General features: G+C 70.5%; 19 protein-coding genes. 8 read left to right on the top strand and 11 right to left on the bottom strand.

All coding sequences use genetic code 11. The features are described from left to right. Positions 1 to 153 precede the first annotated feature (153 nt). Complete coding sequence (locus ACFWX1_RS45355) at positions 154 to 1,143, top strand: YhjD/YihY/BrkB family envelope integrity protein (RefSeq protein WP_378396136.1); 990 nt, start codon at positions 154 to 156, stop codon at positions 1,141 to 1,143. Between the two features lie 88 nt (positions 1,144 to 1,231). Then, on the top strand, positions 1,232 to 2,482 hold the full coding sequence (locus ACFWX1_RS45350; RefSeq protein ID WP_378396135.1) for a glycosyltransferase: 1,251 nt from the start codon (positions 1,232 to 1,234) through the stop codon (positions 2,480 to 2,482). 9 nt (positions 2,483 to 2,491) lie between these two features. Here ACFWX1_RS45350 and ACFWX1_RS45345 read toward each other — a convergent pair whose 3' ends face one another. The 11 genes from ACFWX1_RS45345 to ACFWX1_RS45295 all read right to left on the bottom strand — a co-directional run bounded on the left by ACFWX1_RS45345 (position 2,492) and on the right by ACFWX1_RS45295 (position 10,943). Further along, positions 2,492 to 2,827 (bottom strand): gas vesicle protein K, encoded by a 336-nt coding sequence (locus tag ACFWX1_RS45345; RefSeq protein WP_378396134.1) that lies wholly within the window; start codon positions 2,825 to 2,827, stop codon positions 2,492 to 2,494. Then, positions 2,820 to 3,059 (bottom strand): gas vesicle protein, encoded by a 240-nt coding sequence (locus ACFWX1_RS45340; protein WP_378396133.1) that lies wholly within the window; start codon positions 3,057 to 3,059, stop codon positions 2,820 to 2,822. Before ACFWX1_RS45340 ends, ACFWX1_RS45345 begins: the two co-directional genes overlap by 8 nt. Next, positions 3,056 to 3,871 (bottom strand): GvpL/GvpF family gas vesicle protein, encoded by an 816-nt coding sequence (locus ACFWX1_RS45335; protein WP_378396132.1) that lies wholly within the window; start codon positions 3,869 to 3,871, stop codon positions 3,056 to 3,058. The genes ACFWX1_RS45340 and ACFWX1_RS45335 overlap by 4 nt, the downstream gene beginning before the upstream one ends. Further along, the gene (locus ACFWX1_RS45330) at positions 3,868 to 4,209 is read right to left on the bottom strand and encodes a gas vesicle protein (protein WP_378396131.1); all 342 of its coding nucleotides are present in this window, start codon (positions 4,207 to 4,209) and stop codon (positions 3,868 to 3,870) included. Before ACFWX1_RS45330 ends, ACFWX1_RS45335 begins: the two co-directional genes overlap by 4 nt. Positions 4,210 to 4,272: 63 nt before the next feature. After that, positions 4,273 to 5,325 carry an SRPBCC family protein gene (locus tag ACFWX1_RS45325; protein ID WP_378396130.1) on the bottom strand — a complete coding sequence of 351 codons (1,053 nt, stop codon included), beginning with the start codon at positions 5,323 to 5,325 and terminating at the stop codon, positions 4,273 to 4,275. 3 nt (positions 5,326 to 5,328) lie between these two features. Next, positions 5,329 to 5,955, bottom strand: a complete 627-nt coding sequence (locus ACFWX1_RS45320; RefSeq protein ID WP_378396129.1) for a hypothetical protein — start codon at positions 5,953 to 5,955, stop codon at positions 5,329 to 5,331. A 17-nt stretch (positions 5,956 to 5,972) separates the two neighbouring features. Next, positions 5,973 to 6,218 (bottom strand): gas vesicle protein GvpG, encoded by a 246-nt coding sequence (locus ACFWX1_RS45315; RefSeq protein WP_378396128.1) that lies wholly within the window; start codon positions 6,216 to 6,218, stop codon positions 5,973 to 5,975. Between the two features lies 1 nt (position 6,219). Further along, positions 6,220 to 6,951 (bottom strand): GvpL/GvpF family gas vesicle protein, encoded by a 732-nt coding sequence (locus tag ACFWX1_RS45310; RefSeq protein WP_378396127.1) that lies wholly within the window; start codon positions 6,949 to 6,951, stop codon positions 6,220 to 6,222. Continuing rightward, positions 6,948 to 7,385: a gas vesicle structural protein GvpA gene (locus ACFWX1_RS45305; protein WP_378396126.1), complete on the bottom strand. Its 438-nt coding sequence runs from the start codon at positions 7,383 to 7,385 to the stop codon at positions 6,948 to 6,950. The genes ACFWX1_RS45310 and ACFWX1_RS45305 overlap by 4 nt, the downstream gene beginning before the upstream one ends. A gap of 17 nt (positions 7,386 to 7,402) precedes the next feature. Next, a complete protein-coding gene (locus ACFWX1_RS45300; RefSeq protein WP_378396125.1) occupies positions 7,403 to 7,708 on the bottom strand; it encodes a gas vesicle protein in 306 nt (101 codons plus the stop codon). A 310-nt stretch (positions 7,709 to 8,018) separates the two neighbouring features. Beyond that, positions 8,019 to 10,943: a helix-turn-helix transcriptional regulator gene (locus ACFWX1_RS45295; RefSeq protein ID WP_378396124.1), complete on the bottom strand. Its 2,925-nt coding sequence runs from the start codon at positions 10,941 to 10,943 to the stop codon at positions 8,019 to 8,021. A 112-nt stretch (positions 10,944 to 11,055) separates the two neighbouring features. Here ACFWX1_RS45295 and ACFWX1_RS45290 point away from each other — a divergent pair, with 112 nt between their 5' ends. The 6 genes from ACFWX1_RS45290 to ACFWX1_RS45265 all read left to right on the top strand — a co-directional run. After that, positions 11,056 to 11,748 carry a HEAT repeat domain-containing protein gene (locus ACFWX1_RS45290; protein ID WP_378396123.1) on the top strand — a complete coding sequence of 231 codons (693 nt, stop codon included), beginning with the start codon at positions 11,056 to 11,058 and terminating at the stop codon, positions 11,746 to 11,748. Next, positions 11,742 to 12,746, top strand: a complete 1,005-nt coding sequence (locus ACFWX1_RS45285) for a HEAT repeat domain-containing protein (protein WP_378396122.1) — start codon at positions 11,742 to 11,744, stop codon at positions 12,744 to 12,746. Before ACFWX1_RS45290 ends, ACFWX1_RS45285 begins: the two co-directional genes overlap by 7 nt. Before the next feature lie 34 nt (positions 12,747 to 12,780). Further along, positions 12,781 to 14,349, top strand: a complete 1,569-nt coding sequence (locus tag ACFWX1_RS45280) for an MFS transporter (protein ID WP_378396121.1) — start codon at positions 12,781 to 12,783, stop codon at positions 14,347 to 14,349. After that, positions 14,346 to 14,948, top strand: coding sequence for a class I SAM-dependent DNA methyltransferase (locus tag ACFWX1_RS45275; RefSeq protein ID WP_378396120.1), 603 nt, complete (start codon positions 14,346 to 14,348; stop codon positions 14,946 to 14,948). The genes ACFWX1_RS45280 and ACFWX1_RS45275 overlap by 4 nt, the downstream gene beginning before the upstream one ends. A gap of 283 nt (positions 14,949 to 15,231) precedes the next feature. Further along, positions 15,232 to 16,785 carry a GMC oxidoreductase gene (locus ACFWX1_RS45270; RefSeq protein WP_378396137.1) on the top strand — a complete coding sequence of 518 codons (1,554 nt, stop codon included), beginning with the start codon at positions 15,232 to 15,234 and terminating at the stop codon, positions 16,783 to 16,785. A 181-nt stretch (positions 16,786 to 16,966) separates the two neighbouring features. Then, the coding region (locus ACFWX1_RS45265) for a transposase (RefSeq protein WP_378396119.1) at positions 16,967 to 17,856 on the top strand (890 nt) is incomplete at its 3' end.

Raw genomic sequence — 17,856 nt, 5'->3', positions numbered from 1 at the left:
ACGATCAACGTCCCGAACGGAGCGTTCGCGACAAGGGGACGTTTCCGGGCGCCACGGCGCGGCGGAACACGCCCGCGATGAGCCCGGCGCGACCGGGTGGGATAGATGTAGACGGTGACCAGACAACGATCACGCGCGGCTGACGGGGACAGCGTGTGGACGCGCCTGCGGCGCCGGTACCGGTGGTTCGACCACGTCGTGCGGGCCATCGAGCACTACGTCGACTACAACGGCTACCACTACGTGGCCTCGATCTCGTACTTCACGCTGACCTCGCTGGTGCCGATGCTGATGGTCGGGATGTCCGTGGCCGGGTTCGTGCTCGCCGGGCAGCCCGAGCTGCTGCAGACGATGCTGCACTCGGTCGCGCGAGCGGTGCCGGGGCCGTTCGGCGACAATCTGATCGCGCTGCTCACCGGGTTCATCGACCAGCGCACCAAGGTCGGCCTCGCGGGTCTCGCCATCGGGCTGTACTCCGGCTGGAACTGGATGAACGCGCTGCGGGACGCGCTGACCGCGATGTGGGACAAGCATCCGCCGCGGCAGCCGCTGCTGCGCACGATCGGCAAGGACCTGCTCGCCCTGCTGAGCCTGACCGCGGCGCTGATGGTGTCGTTCGCGCTGACCGCTTCCGGCGGCGCGCTCGGCGCCTTCCTGCTGCGCTTCAGCCCGCTCGCGCACGTCGGATGGGCGCACACCGTGGTCTCGGTGCTGTCCATCCCGGTCGCGCTGCTCGCCGACTGGCTCGTCTTCCTGTGGGTGTTCGCGAAGTTGCCGAGGGAGCCGGTCGGCGTGCGCAGCGCGATGCGCGGCGCGCTCGTCGCGGCGATCGGGTTCGAACTGCTGAAGCAGGCGGGCGGCGTCTTCATCGGCATCGTCGGCAAGTCGCCGACGGGGCTCGCGTTCGGCTCGGCGATCGGCATCCTGTTCTTCATCGCGCTGGTGTCGCGGATGGTCGTGGTGATCACGGCGTGGACCGCGACCGCGCACGACGCGCCCGTGAAGCAGCCGGCACCGCCGGGGCCCGCGGTGGTCCGGCCGGTGGTCCGCCCGCGCCGGGCGTCGCTGGCCTCGGCCGCGACCGGGGTGGTCACCGGGGTGGTGGCGACCCTCGCAGTGCTCCGTCTGCGCCGCAGGCCGTGACCACTCGCCGCGCGACAAGTGCGGAGCGGGGAACGCTCCTGCCAGGATGGGCTCCAGGACTGGCGAGGCCACTGGAGCGGGGGTTGTCGTGGCGACGGTGCTGATCTGTGTGTTGCCCGCCAAGGGACACGTCGGGCCGACCCTGCCCGCCGCGGAGGCGCTGGTCCGGGCCGGGCACACGGTCCGCGTGCTCACCGGGCGGCGCTACCTCGGGGACTTCGCCGCGGTGGGTGCCACGGCGGTGCCGCTGCCCGAGGAGTCGGATCTCGACGACGGGCGGTTCCCGGAACGCGAACGGCTGCGGGGCATCCGCCTGGCGCGGTTCGACCTCACCATGTTCGTGACCAGGATGGGCCCGCAGCTGGCGGCGATCGACGCGGAACTCGCCGCGCATCCGGTCGACGTCGTCCTCTGCGATCCGCTCCTCATGGCGGGTCTCCCGCTCACCATGCGCCGGCGTCGGCCGCCGGTGCTGGTGCTGGGTTTCCTCCCGCTGACCGTGCCGCTGCCGGGCCTCGCACCATCGCGGACGTTCGCCGACCACGCGCGGGCCCTGGTGACCAAGGCGATGATGCCCCTGGTGCTGCGGCCGGTGCAGGCGACCGCGGAACGGGAGGTGCGGGCGCTGACCGGCCGGGCACCGGACGTGCTGTTCCTGGACTGGCCGCTGGGCAGCGACGGGGTCCTGCAGATGACCTGCCGCGGATTCGAGGTCCCGCAAGGGGAACAGCCGATGCCGGTCGAGTTCGTCGGGCCGCTGTCGGCCAGTGACACCGGCAAGCACCGGCTCCCCGCCTGGTGGTCCGATGTGGACGGTGGTGCCCCGGTGGTGCTGGTGACCCAGGGATCGGTGGCCAACAACGATCTCGGGGACCTCGTCGTGCCGACGCTGAACGCGCTGGCCGGCCGGGACGTGCTGGCCGTCGTCTCCACCGGAGGCGCCGATCTGCCGGAAGACCGGCTGCCCGCCAACGCCCGTGCCGCGACGGCGCTCCCCTACGACGAGTTGCTTCCCCGGTGCGCGCTGATGGTCACCAACGGCGGATACGGCGGCGTGAACCACGCCCTGCGCCACGGGGTACCGCTGGTGTGCGTCGGCGCGACGGAGGACAAATCCGCGGTGGTGGCGCGGGTCCGCTGGTCCGGGGCGGGCATCGGCCTGACGCGGCGACGGGTGTCCGCGCGCACCGTGGGCAAAGCCATCGACCGTGTGCTGGGCGATCCACGCTATCGAGCACGGGCGCGGGCGCTCGCACAGGAAATCGCCGCCTGCCCCGGCACGGCAGGGGTCGTGGCCGCGGTCGAACGGGCTGCCGGACACGGCCGCCGACGAGACTGAGGACGCGGTTCAGTCGGCGGGCAACAAGGTTCCGAGCGGGCCGAGATCGAGGTTGAGGTCGGCGGCGGAGAGCCCGTAACGTTCGCGCAGTTCGGTCATCCGCTCGTCCAGGAGCAGCAAGGTCAAGCCGACCCGTTCCTCCTGGTCCTCGCTGAGATCGCCCTGGTCCACCCGGCGCAGCGCCTGCCGTTCCATCAGCTGGCGCAGCAGTTCGATGATGGTCAGGACCAGCTTCATCAGGTCCCGCTCGACGCTGTCCCGGTCGGTGTCGATCCGCTCGGTGAGAGTGTGCGAAGCCCGGCTCAGCGCGGCGTTGACCCGCTGGGCGTCCGACGTTTCATCCATCCGGCGCGCTCCTTCCCGGCATCCTGTCCAGAGGCGGGGTGCCCGCCCGGACCGAGGTGATCAACGCGCGCAACGACACGTGCACCAGATCCACCCCGGCGATGGACAGCAGCACGTCCCCCGTCAGCACCACACCGCCGGCCAGCAACCGGTCCAGGAGGTCGACCAGCGCGATCTCCCGGCCACCCCCCGGATCGCGGACGTCCCCGAATCCCGCCGTCCCGGCCGTCACGACCCGGCGCCCTCCGTCCCGGCGAGATCGGGCAGCGCGAACGAGTAAGGCACCCAGGGCCCGGTCAGCTCGACCCGGCAGTCCCGCGCTCCGGCGCGCACCTCCTCCGCCTTGGCCAGGAACGACCCGACACCGGCGTCGTCGACGAGGTAGGCGACGTTCAGCACGTTCTGCTCGCCGCCTCCGCTCAGCCGCGCACTCTGCGGCCGGTGCGCCCGCCGGTCCACCGCGAAATCGCGCAGCGCCTCGTCCACCTCCGCCGCGGACGCCTCGACACGGGCCCACCTTGCTTCCCTCGATCGCCGTTCGGCCAGCCGTTTACGCAGGTACGAGCGCCCGGGCGGGTCCGCCGAACCGGACGGAGCCGTCGGCGCGGGCTGCTCGGCGGTGCTCGCCGCGTAGACCTTGACGCCCCATTCCGACCGCCCTTCGACGCGGTCCAGCGCGGCGCCGATCCGCTCCGCGCCGGTCCGGAGCACGTCGTGGATCCGTTGCCGGTCAAGGTAGATCGTGGCCAGCCGGAACGGCAGCGTGGTCGCCCGCCGCGCCACCGCGGCCACCACGTCGTTGTGCCCGCGCGCGACCTCCTCGAGCCAGCCGAGATCCTCCAGGTTGGCCCGCAACGCCGCCTCGTCGAACTCGGCGGCGGGCACCGGGCTGACCACCGCGGTCAGCCCGGCACAGTCCACAGTGTCCACGTCGCCCCCATCGTCCACTGTGGACGCACCGAGGCCGGAGACGCCCGCGAGAGCGCCGGGCGGAAGCTGTTTGGCGACCGCGTAGCAGTACCAGACCCGTGCCCCGGCACTCATTTCCGCTCGTTCCCTTCGAGCCGTGCGACCTTCTCCCGCAGCTCGCGGTTCTCCGACTCCAGCTTCCCGGTCGCGGACGCCGAGGTCAGCGACGGATCGTGCTCCCACCAGTCGATCCCCATTTCCTTCGCCTTGTCGACCGAGGCCACCAGCAGCCGCAGTTTGATCGTCAGCAGCTCGATGTCCAGCAGGTTCACCTGGATGTCGCCCGCGATCACGATCCCCTTGTCCAGCACGCGTTCCAGGATGTCGGCCAGATTGGCTCCGGAGGAGCCGCCGCCGTACGCCGGCGGGCGGCCACCCGCCGAGCGGTTCACCGGGAGGGCCGGTTCGGCCATGAGTGCACCTTGCCTTTCCTGACGGGGCACCTTTCCTGACGGAGGCGGCGGCTCGCGGCCGGATCAGCGGGCCCCCGCGGGCTCCCGCTCGTCCTCCTCGTCGTAGTCCGGCTCCTCCTCGTCGTAATCCTCGTCGCCCTCCGCGGAAGGTTCCTCTTCTTCGTCCTCGGCGGGCTCTTCCTCAGGCTCGTCGCCTTCTTCGGGCTCTTCGGCCTCTTCGTCGTCCGGAGCCTCGTCCTCGTCGTACTCTTCGGGCTCCTCTTGCTCGGCTTCCTCGGCCTCCATCGCCTCCTCGTGCGTGCGGACGACCTCGCCGTCCCGGATCTCGCCACGCCAGCCCTCGCCGGAGGCCTCCCCCGCCATGGTGATGAAGCGGCGGTAGTGCTTGAGGTCGAGCCGGGCCCGCCTGCCCTGCGCACGCCAGATGTTCGCGGTCTTCTCGAACAACCCGGCCGGGTAGTACTCGATCAGCAGCAGGACCTTGGTCAGGTTCTCGCCGAGCGGATGGAAGGTCACGACGCCCTTGATGGTGCCCTTGGCCCCGTCGGTGGTCCAGACGATGCGCTGGTCCGGGATCTGCTCGGTGGTGGTCGCCTTCATCGAGCGGTTGGACCAGAAGATCTTGAACTTCCAGTTGCTCGTCACGTCGTCCGCGCGCTCGGCGCTCTTGACGCCCTTGGCGAAGGTGCTGAACTTCTGGTACTCGGTCCACTGGTCGTACGCTTCGCGCACCGGGACCCCGACGTCGATGTCCTCGACGATGGCGATCATCTTGCCGCCGGAGCCACTCTTGCGCCCGCCCCTCCGGAAAAGGCCGGTGATCTTGTCCTTGAGGGACTTCCCGGCGGTCTCGATCCCCGCCCTCGTCATCGATTTGCCCTCGGCCAGCTTGCCGCCGAAGCCGAGTGCGGTGCCGATACCGTCACCGTTCTCCGCGGCGTCGGTGAGCCGGTTGGTCATGTCCCCGAGCTTCCGGCCGGCGCTCGACATCAGCTGCTGCGCCTTCGCCTGCAGGAAGTCCTCCCCCGCGTGCAACAGTTCCTCGGTCGCCGGGTTCTTCGCCGCGTACTCGCGCAGCTTCGCGATCGGGCCGTCCTGTCCTTCGTTGCCTGCCACGGGTCACCTCCGCTTCGCCTGCGCGCCGCGGGAACCACCGCGGCCGCTGGTCTTCCGGGCCCCGGTGCTCTTGGCGGCGGCGCTCTTCGTCCCGGTGCTCTTGCGCGTGGCGGGTGTGCTCTTGGCCGTGCCGCCGCGCTTCGCCGCGGTGGTACGGGAACCGGCGCCACCCGTGGTCCGCTTGACGGCCGAGGTGGCCGCCTTCGCGGTACCGGCACCCGATCGGCTACCACGACGAGGCTTCCCGGTGTCCGTCTCCTCCTCGGATTCCGGGGTTTCCTCCTCGGTGTCCTCGTCGCCGCCGAGGCCGATACCGGACTGCACCGCGTTCAGCTTGTCGGTGTGCTGCCGCAGCGATCCGGCCATCCGGCCCGCCTGCGTGGCCGCCATGGTGATCGCCATCTTCTTGCCCGCGTCCAGCACCTGATCGCGCACCTGCCCCTTCAGCTCGCTGAACTGCTCGGACGAAGCGAGCTCCTCGGTCACGCCGGCGAGCAGTTTCCGCGGGCTCAGGTTCAGCTTCTTCCCGGCGAGACCCAGCCCCATGGCGATCGCCAGCTTGGCCTTTTTCCTTCTGCCCAGGACATATCCGCCGATGACCGCGGCGGCCACCTTCATTCCCGGAGACATGCGCCTCTCCTTTCGGTTCAGGTCGTGCTTTCGATCGGCCCCCCGCCGAGGTCTTCGAGTTCGTCGAGGAGTTCGTCCTCCCTGCGGTCGAATTCCGCTTCGGTGATCTCCCCCGCGAGCAACGCGTTCTCCCACCCGGCCAGCTCCTGGCCGATCCGCGCCCGGCGCTCGGCCAGCGCCGCGTCGGCGACCACGCCGACGCTCCAGGTCGCCACCCGGAGCGGCGCGAGCGGCAGCAACGCGAGTTCCCGGATCAGTCCCACGTCAGTCCCGGTTCCCGGCCGCGAAGCTGTAGGGCGGCAACGGTCCCCTCAACCGGACCTCCGCCACCGTGCCGAGCTTCCGCCTGAGGCGGTCGACGACCGCGGTGAACTCGTCGAGTCCGGCTCGGTCGACCAGGAACGAGCTGTTGAAGAAGCAGCCGTCGACCGGCGGCCCGCTGCTCTCCCGCACCGCGTGCTCGCCGAGCATCGCGCTGAGTGCCTCGCTGTCGCGTCGCTGCCGCTCGGCCAGCACGCCGGCCACCAGTTCACCGAAGCGGATCTGCTCGTCCCTCGTCCCGCCACCGCGCCCGCGCAGCTGCTCGTTCAGCTCGGCGAGTTCCTTGTCCTGCCGGAGCAACGCGCCGAGCACCGCGTCCTGCTGGTGCGCGACCTTCACGTTCATCTCCACCCGTCCGTCCAATTCGGACAGTGTGGCGCGGTAGTCGTCCTTGCGCGCGGCCACCGCGCCGGCGACCGTCTCCTCGTCCTCGGCGACGAGCCCGAACCGCATCGGCAGCACCGGGCCCTGCTCGATCAGCGCCTCCAGCACGTCCTGGTGTGCCTTGAGGTCCCGCCGTTTCGCCCGCAGATCCGGCGGTGCCTCACCGACCACCGCCTTGAGGCCGTCCGCGTCGACGGTCCGCACCGGTCCCGGTGTCTCGCCGACGCCGCGCAGCTCCGCCACGTCGGCCGGATGGGAGTCGAGGACGATTCCGTAGACGTAGGTGCTCATTCCTGACTCCCGCTGCCGCGCCGGGTGCCGCGTGCCTTGGGCCGCTGCGCCGGTTCCTTCTCCCGCTCCTCGCCCGCCTTCTTGAACTGCTCGGCGAACGTCTCCGCCGCGCCGGTCAGCGCCCCCTTCGACTTGCCCTTGGCGCCCTTCTCGGTCATGTCACCGACCAGATCGGGAAGCCCCTTCGCGCTGGAGGACTGTTGCAGATCCAGCCGGTTGCAGGCTTCGGCGAACCGCAGATAGGTGTCCACGCTGGCGACCACGATCCGCGCGTCGATGGTGAGCAGTTCGATGCCGACCAGCGAGACCCGGACGAAGACGTCGATCACCAGCCCCTTGTCCAGGATGAGATCGAGGATGTCGTACAGATTTCCGGAGCCGGCGCCACCGACGCCTTGCTGCCGTCCGGAAGACTGGGTTGTCGCTACCGTCATGGGGACCTGTTCCTCTCCTAGGCGTCCAGCCTGCCGCGGGCATAGCGGGCCACCCGTTCGTAGCCCGCGATCTCGCCGTCCGGCCCCAGCTGGATCCGATAGGTCGCCAGCACGCTGGTGGTATCGGGGATCCGCTCCAGCTCGACGACCTCCACCTTCACCTGCCATCCGTCGCCGGCACGGCCGAACGACGACACCGACTCGACCGATCGCCCGGTGAACTCCTCGAACTGATCCCGGGCACTCCGCATCAGTTCGGCGGGCGAGAGGCGCTTGGGCGTGCCGCCCGTGCTGCTGGCTGGTTTACGGTCGCTCTCGGCCATGGCGCCCGGCTACCCCTTCGCGTGAAGCCAAAACTCCGCGATTCCGGCTTCTCAGCGGCATTCGGCGCAGTGGCGCGCCGGAAACCGTTGCGCGACAAGCACAATGCGGATCCGGATGAGAGCTTCGGGTCCATCGGTCCCGATCACACCGGGTGGGCCATTCAGCTCACCACAGACGGCCGTCAGGGTGAAGGGCGGCCTCGTCGCCGGTCCGGCGCCACATCTAAGGCCCCCCGTAAGGCGTTGTCCCCATGCGCACCCGCCCTCGCCGGTGCCATGCTCGGAACCGTGATCGAGAAACCCCCGCCGGCTAGGCGCTCGGGCTGGTCTCCACCTCGTGGGTCTCGTCGAACAGCCGCAGTCGGTGCGCGGCGGCGGCGGCCTCACCGCGAGTGGAGACGCCGAGTTTGGCGAGGATTCGCGACACGTGGACGCTGGCGGTCTTACCGGCGATGAACAGCTGCTGCGCGATCTGGCGGTTGGACCGGCCCTCGGCGACCAGCCGGAGAACTTCGACCTCCCTGGGGGTGAGGCCGAGCTTCTCGACGGCAGGCCGGCGCGAGGCGGATTCCGGAGTGGCGAGGGGAATACGGGCGCGGCGGGCCAGCTGGTCCAGCTGCTCGCGCAGGGACCGGGCGCCGAGCCGGTCGGCTTCCTGGACCGCCGCGCCCAGCCACCGCGCCGCCGCGTCACGCTCGCCGCGCGCCGACGCGGCTTCGGCCGCCCGCATCCGCGCATGGCAGGCCTGGTAGGGCTGCCCGGCCTCGTCCCAGGCCGCAGCGACCTCCGGCCAGGCCGGGCTGGGCCGGTCGAAGGAGTCCAGCTCGGCGGCGAGCTGCGCGGCGGAGGCCCGCCAGGGCGGCGCGGTGGCGGGCAGGCCGTCCGCGACCTTGCGGATCGTGTCGAGCAGATCGTCCCCGGATCCGGTGTCCAGGGCCCGGTCCCGGAGGTACGCGTACGCCTCCAGCTGGGCGGCGGTGATCAGCAGGGCCCAGACCGAACTGACGCTCGTCCTGCTCGTCACGGCCTGCAACGCGGTGCCCGCCGCCGCGCGCGCATCGTCGATCCGGTTCTCGTGCATCGCGATCTGCGTCGTCAGCCGCGCCAGGGAAACCTCGGTCGGCAGCTCCTTGTTCAGTTCGCGCACCGCTTCGAGGTGCTCCTTCGCGGCGGCGAAATCACCACGCGCGACAGCCAGCTCCGCCCCGATCAGCCGCGGGGAGATCGCGAACATCCCTTCCGGACCGCGGGCGAGCGCTTCGGCGACCTGGGCCTCCGCCTCCGGCCAGCGTCCGACCGCGACCAGGACCGCGGCCCGCTGGGCGACCAGCACCACGCCCCAGGTCGCCGACGAACCCGCCCGGTCGGCCACCGCGGTGCCCGCGACGGTGGCATCGATGGCCTCCTCGTACCGGCCCGCCGACCACAGCATGAGCGCCAGGTGGACGTGGATGCGTTCCAGTTCGGAGAGCTGGCCGTGGCGCGCGGCCAGTGCCTTGAGCTCCCTCAGTTCGGCGAGCGCGCGCTCGTGGTCGCCCAGATCCGCGTGGACCACCGCCAGTGTGGTGCGGGCCGTGAGGGCCACCGCGACGTCGCCGAGTCCGGCCGCGATGTCCACCGCCTTCTGACAGATGTCGCGCGCACGGTCCGGCTGCCCCGTCGACAGCAGTGTCCGGCCGAGGATCTCGAACGCGGCCGCGCCGGACGCGGAAAGATCCGGCGGGGTGAGGCGGTAGGCCTCGTCGACGGCTTCCAGCGCGCCGGGCCTGCCGAGATTGATGCGGAGTTTGGCCTGCCGGGCCAGCAGGACCGTGGCGCGGGCGCGATCGAGGCTCCGGTCCGTCTCGTCCAGCGCGCGGTCGATCAGCTCCAGCGCGGTCTCCGGCTGCCCGGAATTCCAGGCCGCCAGTCCCGCGGCCTCCAGCACCTCAAGATGTCCGACGCCGGCGAGTTCGTCCGCGTTGCGTACCCAGGCCCACATTTCCAGCGCCCGCTCCAGCCACTGGTGCTGTTCGGCGAAGGCGCGCAGAGCTTCGGCGTTGCGTGCCGCCCGGATCAGCGCCGGGAGCGCCCGGTCGGGCTCCTCCGCGTGGCACCAGTGATGGGCGATCATGGCGTCGAGCCGGTCGGCGAACGTCAGCAGCGGATTGTCGGTGAGCACCTCGGCGTAGCGGCGGTGCAGTGCGAGGCGTTCCCCCGGCAGCAGGCTGCCGATCACCGCTTCCTGCAGCAGCGCGTGCCGGAACCGGTAACCCGCGCCGTCGGCCTCCAGTGCCTGACCGTCCACTGCGGCCCGTACCGCGTCGAACAGTGCGTCGTCCGGCATCGCCAGCACGGCGGCGAGCAGACGGTGCGAAACCGAGCGGCCGGCGACCGCGGCGGTGCGGATCACGCGCTGCGCGGGCTCGGGCAGCCGCTGGAGACGGGTGAGGAGCAGTTCGCGCAGTGAATGTCCGGAGTGGCCGGGACTCTCGGCGCGCAGGAGCTCCTCGACGAAGAACGCGTTCCCACCGGAACGTGCGAAGATCCGGTCCACCAGGGAGGCCGGTGCCGGTTCTCCGAGCCGTGCGGAAATCAGCTCGGCCGTCTGCGGTTTCGTGAACCGTGCCAGATCGAGGTGGCTCACTTCGCGAGCTCGTTCCAGTTCGGCGAGAAACGCGGCCAGCCGCTCGGCATACCGCGGGTCGTCGGACCGGTGGGTGAGCACGATCAGCACCCGGACCCCGCGCAGCACCCGGGCCAGCACGGCCAGCAGGTCCCGCGTCGACCGGTCGGACCAGTGCAGGTCCTCGATGATCAGCAGCACCGGGCGCTCCTGGCTCAACCGCTCCAGCAGCGCGGTGAACAGGTGGAACAGCTGGGCCTGGCCGGGCGGCTCCGGCTCGTCGCCGCCCGGCCGGTGTTCCGGCACCAGCCCGGCCAGTATGGGCCAGCCCGGCAGCAGCGCGGACAGCTCGCCGTCGCCGGTTTGACTCAGCAACTCCCGGAGCACCGAGACCACCGGGATGAGCGGGATCCCCTCCGAACCCAGCTCGACACACGCGCCGGTGAGCACCCGGAACCCGGACCCGGCCGCGGTGGCCGCGAACCGCCGGACCAGATGCGTCTTGCCGACCCCGGCCTCTCCGCCGAGCACCACGAACCGGGGCCTGCCCTCGGACACCGACTCGGCCGCGCGCCGCAGATGGCCGATCTCCTCGAAACGGTCGACGCCGCCGAGGTGCTCCTTGTCCATGGCCCCCACGCTACGAGCCGACGCGGAAAGAGCAAACACGATGATCTCGCGCCGGCACCGTCCGCACGCCTTGACCTTGACACTGTGACAAGGTCTTCACTGGGCGCAGGAGGTGGTACCCATCAACACGACACACACGAATTCCCAGGACACGCGCCTGCTCGGCGCTTTGGGCGCCGAGGACTCGTCGGTGCGTCTGCAGGCCGCGCTGGCGGCGGGCACGCACCCCGGCCCCGGCCCCGGCCTCGCCGACGCGCTCGTGGCACGGTGCGCGATCGAGCCGGACTTCTTCGTGCGCGACATGCTCACCTGGGCGCTGACCCGGCTCCCGGCCGGGAGCACGGTGCCCCGGCTCGTCGCGGAGCTGCGGTCCGAGCGCGCTCAGGCCCGTAGCCAGGCGCTGCACACGCTGTCCAAGATCGGGGACGGCGCCGCGTGGCCCGCGATCACGCGGTCGTTGCTGCACGACCCGGACGACGACGTCGCGCGGAGCGCGTGGCGGGCCGCCGTCGTCCTTGTGCCCCCGGCAGAGCGGCAAGGGCTGGCCACCGAACTGGCCACCCAGCTCGGCCGCGGCGACCGGGACGTGCAACTGAGCCTCAGCCGGGCGCTCGTCGCGCTCGGAGACGTGATCGCCCCCGCCCTGCGCACGGGGCTGGCGAACGCGGACCCGGACGTGCGCGCGCACGCCCGTGCCACGGAGCGGCTTCTGCACGACCCGGACGCCGGTTTCGAACTCGCTCTCGACGAGGCGAAACGGATCGTCGCGCTCGGCCCGGAACGCGCCGGGGGAACGGCGTGCTGATCGGTGAGGTGGCCCGCCGCTCCGGGGTGAGCACCCGGATGCTCAGGCACTACGACTCCCTCGGGCTGGTGCGGCCGACGGGCCGCACCGTGGGTGGCTACCGCGAGTACTCCGCCGACGACATCCGCCGGATCTTCCACGTGGAAGGCCTGCGGTCCCTCGGCTTGTCGCTGCGCCAGATCGGACGGGCGCTGGAGGATCCCGCCTTCACGCCGTCCGCTCTGGTCGGTGATCTCATCCGAAGGACCGAAGACCGGTTGAAGCGGGAGCAGGAGCTACTCGACCGGCTCCGCACGATCGACGCCTCGGCGCCCTTCGGCTGGGAGGGCGCCCTGCGCGTCGTCGAACTCCTGCACGGGCTCAACTCGCCCCACGCCGCACGCCGTCAGCAGGCTGTCCTCTCCCCTGTCGAAGACGTGCCGGTTCCGGCCGAGCTGCTGGCCAAGGCGGTCCTCACCGAGTCGGATCCCAATGTCGCCGGCGCCCTGCGGTGGGCGCTGGCGCGGGCGGGCGGTGACGGCGTGACGAGCGTGGCGTCCGGCGTGCGTTCGGAGAACGCCGACATCCGGCGGCGCGCGGTACTGGCCATCGCCGCGATGCCAGGGGACGAGGCGACCGGGGTGCTCGTGGAGGCACTCCGGGATCCGGACAGGACCGTGCGCGGGCACGCCGCACTGGCGGCGGGCAAGCGTGGCGAAACCGCGGCCGTGCCGGCACTCGTCGCCATGGTGGTCGAGGGCACGAACGACGTCGAGGCCGCCGAAGTGCTGGGCGCGCTGGCACTGGACCCCGAGTGCGCGGAGAGGATCATGGGCGCGCTCGACGGCGAACTCGCCGCGCACACCGAGGACTCCGCGGTCCGGATCCGCCTGACGCAGGCACTCGCCGAGATGCCCTTGCCCGGCGCGCGGGACGTCCTGCGGCAATTGGCTCATGACGACGACCGGGCCGTCGCCCTCATCGCCTCGGCCCTCGCGAGTGTGCTCGACGAGCGTTGACCTCGACCGAGCTTGAAGTTCTACCGTCGGCCGCATGACAGCGGACGAGCACCCATCGCCCCGGGCGGGCAGGCGCGAATGGCTGGCACTGGCCGCCCTCGCCCTGCCCACCCTGCTGATCGCACTGGACATGAACGTACTGGGACTGGCCGTGCCCGCGCTGAGCGCGGACCTGAAACCGACCGGGACCCAGCTGCTGTGGATCAACGACATCTACGGCTTCCTCATCGCCGGCTTCCTGATCACCATGGGCACCCTCGGCGACAAGATCGGCAGGCGCCGCCTGCTGCTGATCGGCGGCGCCGCGTTCGGCGCGGCCTCGGCCGTGGCCGCCTTCTCGACGAGCGCGGAGATGCTGATCGCCGCCCGCGCGGTGCTCGGCGTCGCCGGTGCGACCCTGATGCCGTCGACCATGTCGCTGATCCGGAACCTGTTCCACGATCCCGCGCAGCGCACCGTCGCCATCTCGGTGTGGATGACCAGCTTCACCGCGGGCAGCGCGCTCGGCCCGCTGCTCGGCGCGGTGTTGCTGGAGAACTTCTGGTGGGGCTCGGTGTTCCTGCTCAGTGTGCCGGTGATGGTGCTCCTGCTGGTGTGCGGCCCGATTCTCCTTCCCGAAAGCCGCAACGACGCGGCGGGCGGGGTCGATCTCGCGAGCGTCGCGCTGTCGCTGATCGGCATGCTCGCCACCGTCTACGGCCTCAAGAAGTTCGCGGAAACCGGATTCGGCTGGCCCGCCGCGGCCGCGTTCGCCGGTGGCCTGCTGATCCTGCACACCTTCGTCCGGCGCCAGCGCGCACTGCGCGAACCGTTGCTGGACCTGCGGCTGTTCGCCGACCGCGGGTTCACCGCCGCCATCACCGTGCAGACGCTGGCCGTGTTCGGCGTCGCGGGCGGGTTCTTCTTCGTCGCCCAGTACCTCCAGCTGGTGCTCGGGCTTTCCCCGCTGGAAGCCGGACTGTGGACGGTTCCGTCCACAGTGGCCGGGATCGCGGGCACCATGCTCGCCCCGGCCATCGTCCGGCGGTTGCGGGCCTCCGTCGTGCTCGGCGGCGGAATGCTGCTCGCCGTGGCCGGGTTCGTGCTGCTCACCTTCACCCGGCCGGACTCGGGCGTCGCCGTCGTGGTCACCGGATTCGCCTTGCTGTCCTTCGGTTTCGGCCCGGCGATGACGGTGACCACCGACCTGATCATGGCCTCCGCGCCACCCGAGCGCGCCGGCGCGGCGTCCGCCCTGTCGGAGACCGGCAGCGAGCTGGGCATGGCGCTGGGCATCGCCGTCCTCGGCAGCATCGGCACCGCCGTCTACCGGATCGGCGTGCGCGAGGGCACCCCGCACGGTGTTCCGCCCGAGCCCGCCGCTGTCGCACACGACACCCTCGGCGGCGCGGTCACCGTCGCCGCCGAACTGCCCGCGGGCATGGCCAGCCGCCTGCTCGCCGTCGCCAGGGTCGCGTTCACCGACGGCTTCCACGTCACCGCGTGGATCGGCGCCGCGATCACCGCCGGGCTGGCCGTACTCGCCATGGCGCTGCTCCGTCCCGCCGGCCCGGGGCCTCGGCCCGCCGCGGACGTGGTGTGTGGTGGTACGAAGGAAACGTGACCGATGCGGCCGATCGAGTAGTGGACGTCTACCGGCGTCACGCCTCCGCGTGGGCGGGCGCGCGCGGCACGCAGCCACGAGAAAGCGGATGGCTCGAGCGGTTCGCGAGCATGCTCGCGCCCGGCGCCACGGTGCTCGACATCGGCTGCGGATCGGGCGAGCCCATCGCCCGCCACCTCACCGGCCGGGGACATCGCGTCACCGGCGTCGACAGCTCCCCGGAGATGATCGCGCTGTTCCGGTCGAATCTGCCCGGCGCCTCCGCCGAGGTGGCCGACATGCGCTCGCTGCACCTGGGCCCCGAGTTCGGCGGGCTCGTCGCCTGGGACAGCTTCTTCCATCTGACACCCCGCGAGCAGCGCCTGATGTTCCCGGTCTTCCGCGAGCACGCCGCGCCGGGCGCGCCGCTTCTCTTCACCAGCGGAACCGCTTTCGGGGAGAGCATCGGCACCCTCGAAGGGGAGCCGCTCTATCACGCGAGCCTCGATCCCGGCGAGTACCGCCGCCTGCTCGCCCGCGCGGGTTTCGACGTCGTGGCCCACGTGGCCGCGGACCCGGATTGCGGTGCGCACACGGTCTGGCTGGCCCGCCGCCGATAGTCGTTCCTTCGCGAGGTGTCCACAAAGGACTAAATATGGGCCGCGCCCCGCAAGCGCTTACCCGATTCACGAACACCGATGTCCATGATGGTCCATTCGTCCCAACGCCGTCCCGGTCGGACAGGTTACTCACGGGTAAACGTCGACTCGCTTCCAAGGCTGCTCTATAACTTGTTCTAAATCCCTCAACGGCGAGGACTGTCACATGAGCGACAAACCCGTGTGGAGACCCACTTCTGACACCATATCCCGTCGCCTCTTCCTAGCAGGAACCGGTTCCATCCTGGCCGGAGCCGCTCTCGGCGGCCGTGCTGCCGCCGCGCCCGCGCGAACCGCCGGACTGTCCAGCGGGGCACACGTCTCCGCGCTGGTGATCGGTACCGGCTACGGCGGTTCGGTCGCCGCGCTGCGGCTCGCGCAGGCCGGCATCGACGTCGCCATGGTCGAGATGGGCATGGCCTGGGACACCCCCGGCTCCGACGGCAAGATCTTCGCCAACACGACCACGCCGGACCAGCGCTCGTTCTGGCTGCGCACCAGGACGAAGCAACCGCTTTCCAACTTCCTCGGATTCCCCCTCGACAAGGACGTCCCGCGCTACACCGGAATCCTCGACGCGGAGGAGTTCGGCGGGATCATCGTCTATCAAGGCCGCGGCGTCGGCGGCGGCTCGCTCGTCAACGGCGGCATGGCCGTCACGCCGAAACGGGAGAACTTCGGCGCGATCCTCCCGTCGGTGAACGCGAACGAGATGTACGACGTCTACTACCCGCGCGCCAACGAGGGTCTCGGCGTCGGCACCGTCCGCCCGGCCTGGTTCGACACCACCGACTGCTACCAGTACGCCCGCGTCGGCCGCAAACAGGCGCAGCGGTCCGGTTTCCCGTTCGTGTTCGTGCCCGACGTGTACGACTGGGACTACATGGAGCGGGAAGCGGCGGGCGCCGTGCCGAAGTCCGCGCTCGCCGGGGAAATCCTGTACGGCAACAACTACGGCAAGAAATCCCTGCAGAAGACCTACCTCCCGCGGATCGCCGCGACCGGCCGGGTCAGCATCTCGCCGCTGCACCGCGTGACGTCGGTGGCGCCCGCGCCGGGCGGCGGCTACACGGTCGCGATCGAACAGCTCACCACCGACGGCACGGTGTCCACGACGAAGACGGTGACCGCGGACAAGGTGTTCTTCGCCGCGGGCAGCGTCGGGACGAGCAAGCTGCTGGTGAAGCTGAAGGCCACCGGCGTGCTGCCGAACCTCAACGGCGAGGTCGGGAAGACCTGGGGCGACAACGGGAACGTCATGTGCGGGCGCGCCAACCACCTCTGGGACCCGACCGGCAGCCTCCAGGCGTCCATTCCCTGCGGCGGCATCGACAACTGGGCCGCCGGCGGCGCGTTCGCCGAAGTCGCCCCGCTGCCGACCGGGATCGAGACGTGGGCATCGTTCTACCTGTCCATCACGAAGAACCCGAACCGCGCGCAGTTCAGCTGGAATCCGTCGACGCAGCGCGTGGACCTGAACTGGCAGACCGCGTGGAAACAGCCCTCGATCGACATGGCGAAGTCCATTTTCGACAAGATCAACGCGACGGAGGGGACGATCTACCGGACCGATCTCTTCGGCGCGTACAAGATCTGGGGCGACCACCTCACCTACCACCCGCTCGGCGGCGCGGTGCTGAACAAGGCGACCGACAACTACGGCAGGCTCGCCGGGTATCCGGGCCTCTACGTCATCGACGGCGCCCTCATCCCGGGCAACACCAGCGTCAATCCCTTCGTCACCATCACGGCGCTGGCGGAACGCAACATCGAGAAGATCGTCGCGACGGACTTCTGATGGTCCGTGAAGGCCTCCTTCACAGCGCTCAACCTGGATCCGCCGGTGATTGTGGTGGGCGGGGTCGTGTCGTGGATGCGCAGATGCCCTCTGACCTGGGATGGTTGTTCTTGTCTAGGGAACAATGATCCGTGAGTGAGAGGGCATCTGCTGGATGCGATCGTCTCATACCGCTGGTGCGGTGTCGGTGAAGTTCGATGATCCGAATCTCGTGTCGTGCGCGGGAGTTGTGCCGTTGCTGCGGCTGGCGGAGAACGTTGGTCTCGGTGAGCTGGTCGCCGAGGGGGTCGATCTGGGGGTCCCGGCCGGGGCGAACAGTGACGCCAAAGCGCTGTCTGTCGTGGCGGGTATGGCTGCCGGGGCGGACTCGATCGATGATCTGGACGTGATCCGCCATGGTGGGATGTCCCGATTGTTCACCGGGATGAGAGCCCCGTCGACCTGTGGGAACTGGCTGCGCGGGTTCACTTACGGGCATGTCCGTCAGCTCGGCTCGGTCGCGGCCGAGGTGCTGGTGCGGCTGGCCGGGCGGGTGCCGCGGCTGCTGGCCGGGATCGACGGGCTGGCGTTCATCGACATCGACGCGAAGATCAAAGAAGTCTACGGAAACGCCAAGGACGGCACCGGCTACGCCTACAACGGTGTTTACGGCCTGAATCACCTGATCACCACGCTGTCCAGCCCGATCTGCGCGCCGGTGATCCTGACCGCGCAGCTGCGCAAGGGAAACACCGACTCCCGTCACGGTGCGGTCGCCATGCTGCGTGAGGCGGTCAACCTGGCCCGCCGGGCCGGCGCGACCGGGATGATCGTGGTGCGGGCGGACTCGGCGTTCTTCACCGGCCCGATCATCGCCGCGATCCGCAAAGCGGGTGCTTTCTTCTCCGTCACCGCCCAGAAAAACGTCGCGGTGCAGGCCGCAATCACCGAGATCGGTGAGGACCAGTGGACCGCGATCGAGTACCGGCACCCGGTATTCGACTCCGAGACCGGGGAGAAGATCACCCACGTCGAGATCGCCGAGACCACCCTGACCGCGTTCACCAACGCCACCGACAATCCCGGCCGGGC

The sequence above is a fragment of the Amycolatopsis sp. NPDC059021 genome, from assembly GCF_042739895.1.
Classification (GTDB): domain Bacteria; phylum Actinomycetota; class Actinomycetes; order Mycobacteriales; family Pseudonocardiaceae; genus Amycolatopsis.
The sequence above is the reverse complement of the archived record's forward strand: the minus strand, read 5'-3'. Positions and strand labels throughout refer to the sequence as shown.

Bases quoted from the DNA above. Each gene is read 5' to 3' on its own strand.
- ACFWX1_RS45295 (WP_378396124.1), bottom strand. From the start codon at position 10,943: ATGGACAAGGAGCACCTCGGCGGCGTCGACCGTTTCGAGGAGATCGGC.
- ACFWX1_RS45300 (WP_378396125.1), bottom strand. From the start codon at position 7,708: ATGGCCGAGAGCGACCGTAAACCAGCCAGCAGCACGGGCGGCACGCCC.
- ACFWX1_RS45330 (WP_378396131.1), bottom strand. From the start codon at position 4,209: ATGGCCGAACCGGCCCTCCCGGTGAACCGCTCGGCGGGTGGCCGCCCG.
- ACFWX1_RS45345 (WP_378396134.1), bottom strand. From the start codon at position 2,827: ATGGATGAAACGTCGGACGCCCAGCGGGTCAACGCCGCGCTGAGCCGG.
- ACFWX1_RS45305 (WP_378396126.1), bottom strand. From the start codon at position 7,385: ATGACGGTAGCGACAACCCAGTCTTCCGGACGGCAGCAAGGCGTCGGT.
- ACFWX1_RS45335 (WP_378396132.1), bottom strand. From the start codon at position 3,871: ATGAGTGCCGGGGCACGGGTCTGGTACTGCTACGCGGTCGCCAAACAG.
- ACFWX1_RS45320 (WP_378396129.1), bottom strand. From the start codon at position 5,955: ATGTCTCCGGGAATGAAGGTGGCCGCCGCGGTCATCGGCGGATATGTC.
- ACFWX1_RS45310 (WP_378396127.1), bottom strand. From the start codon at position 6,951: ATGAGCACCTACGTCTACGGAATCGTCCTCGACTCCCATCCGGCCGAC.
- ACFWX1_RS45280 (WP_378396121.1), top strand. From the start codon at position 12,781: ATGACAGCGGACGAGCACCCATCGCCCCGGGCGGGCAGGCGCGAATGG.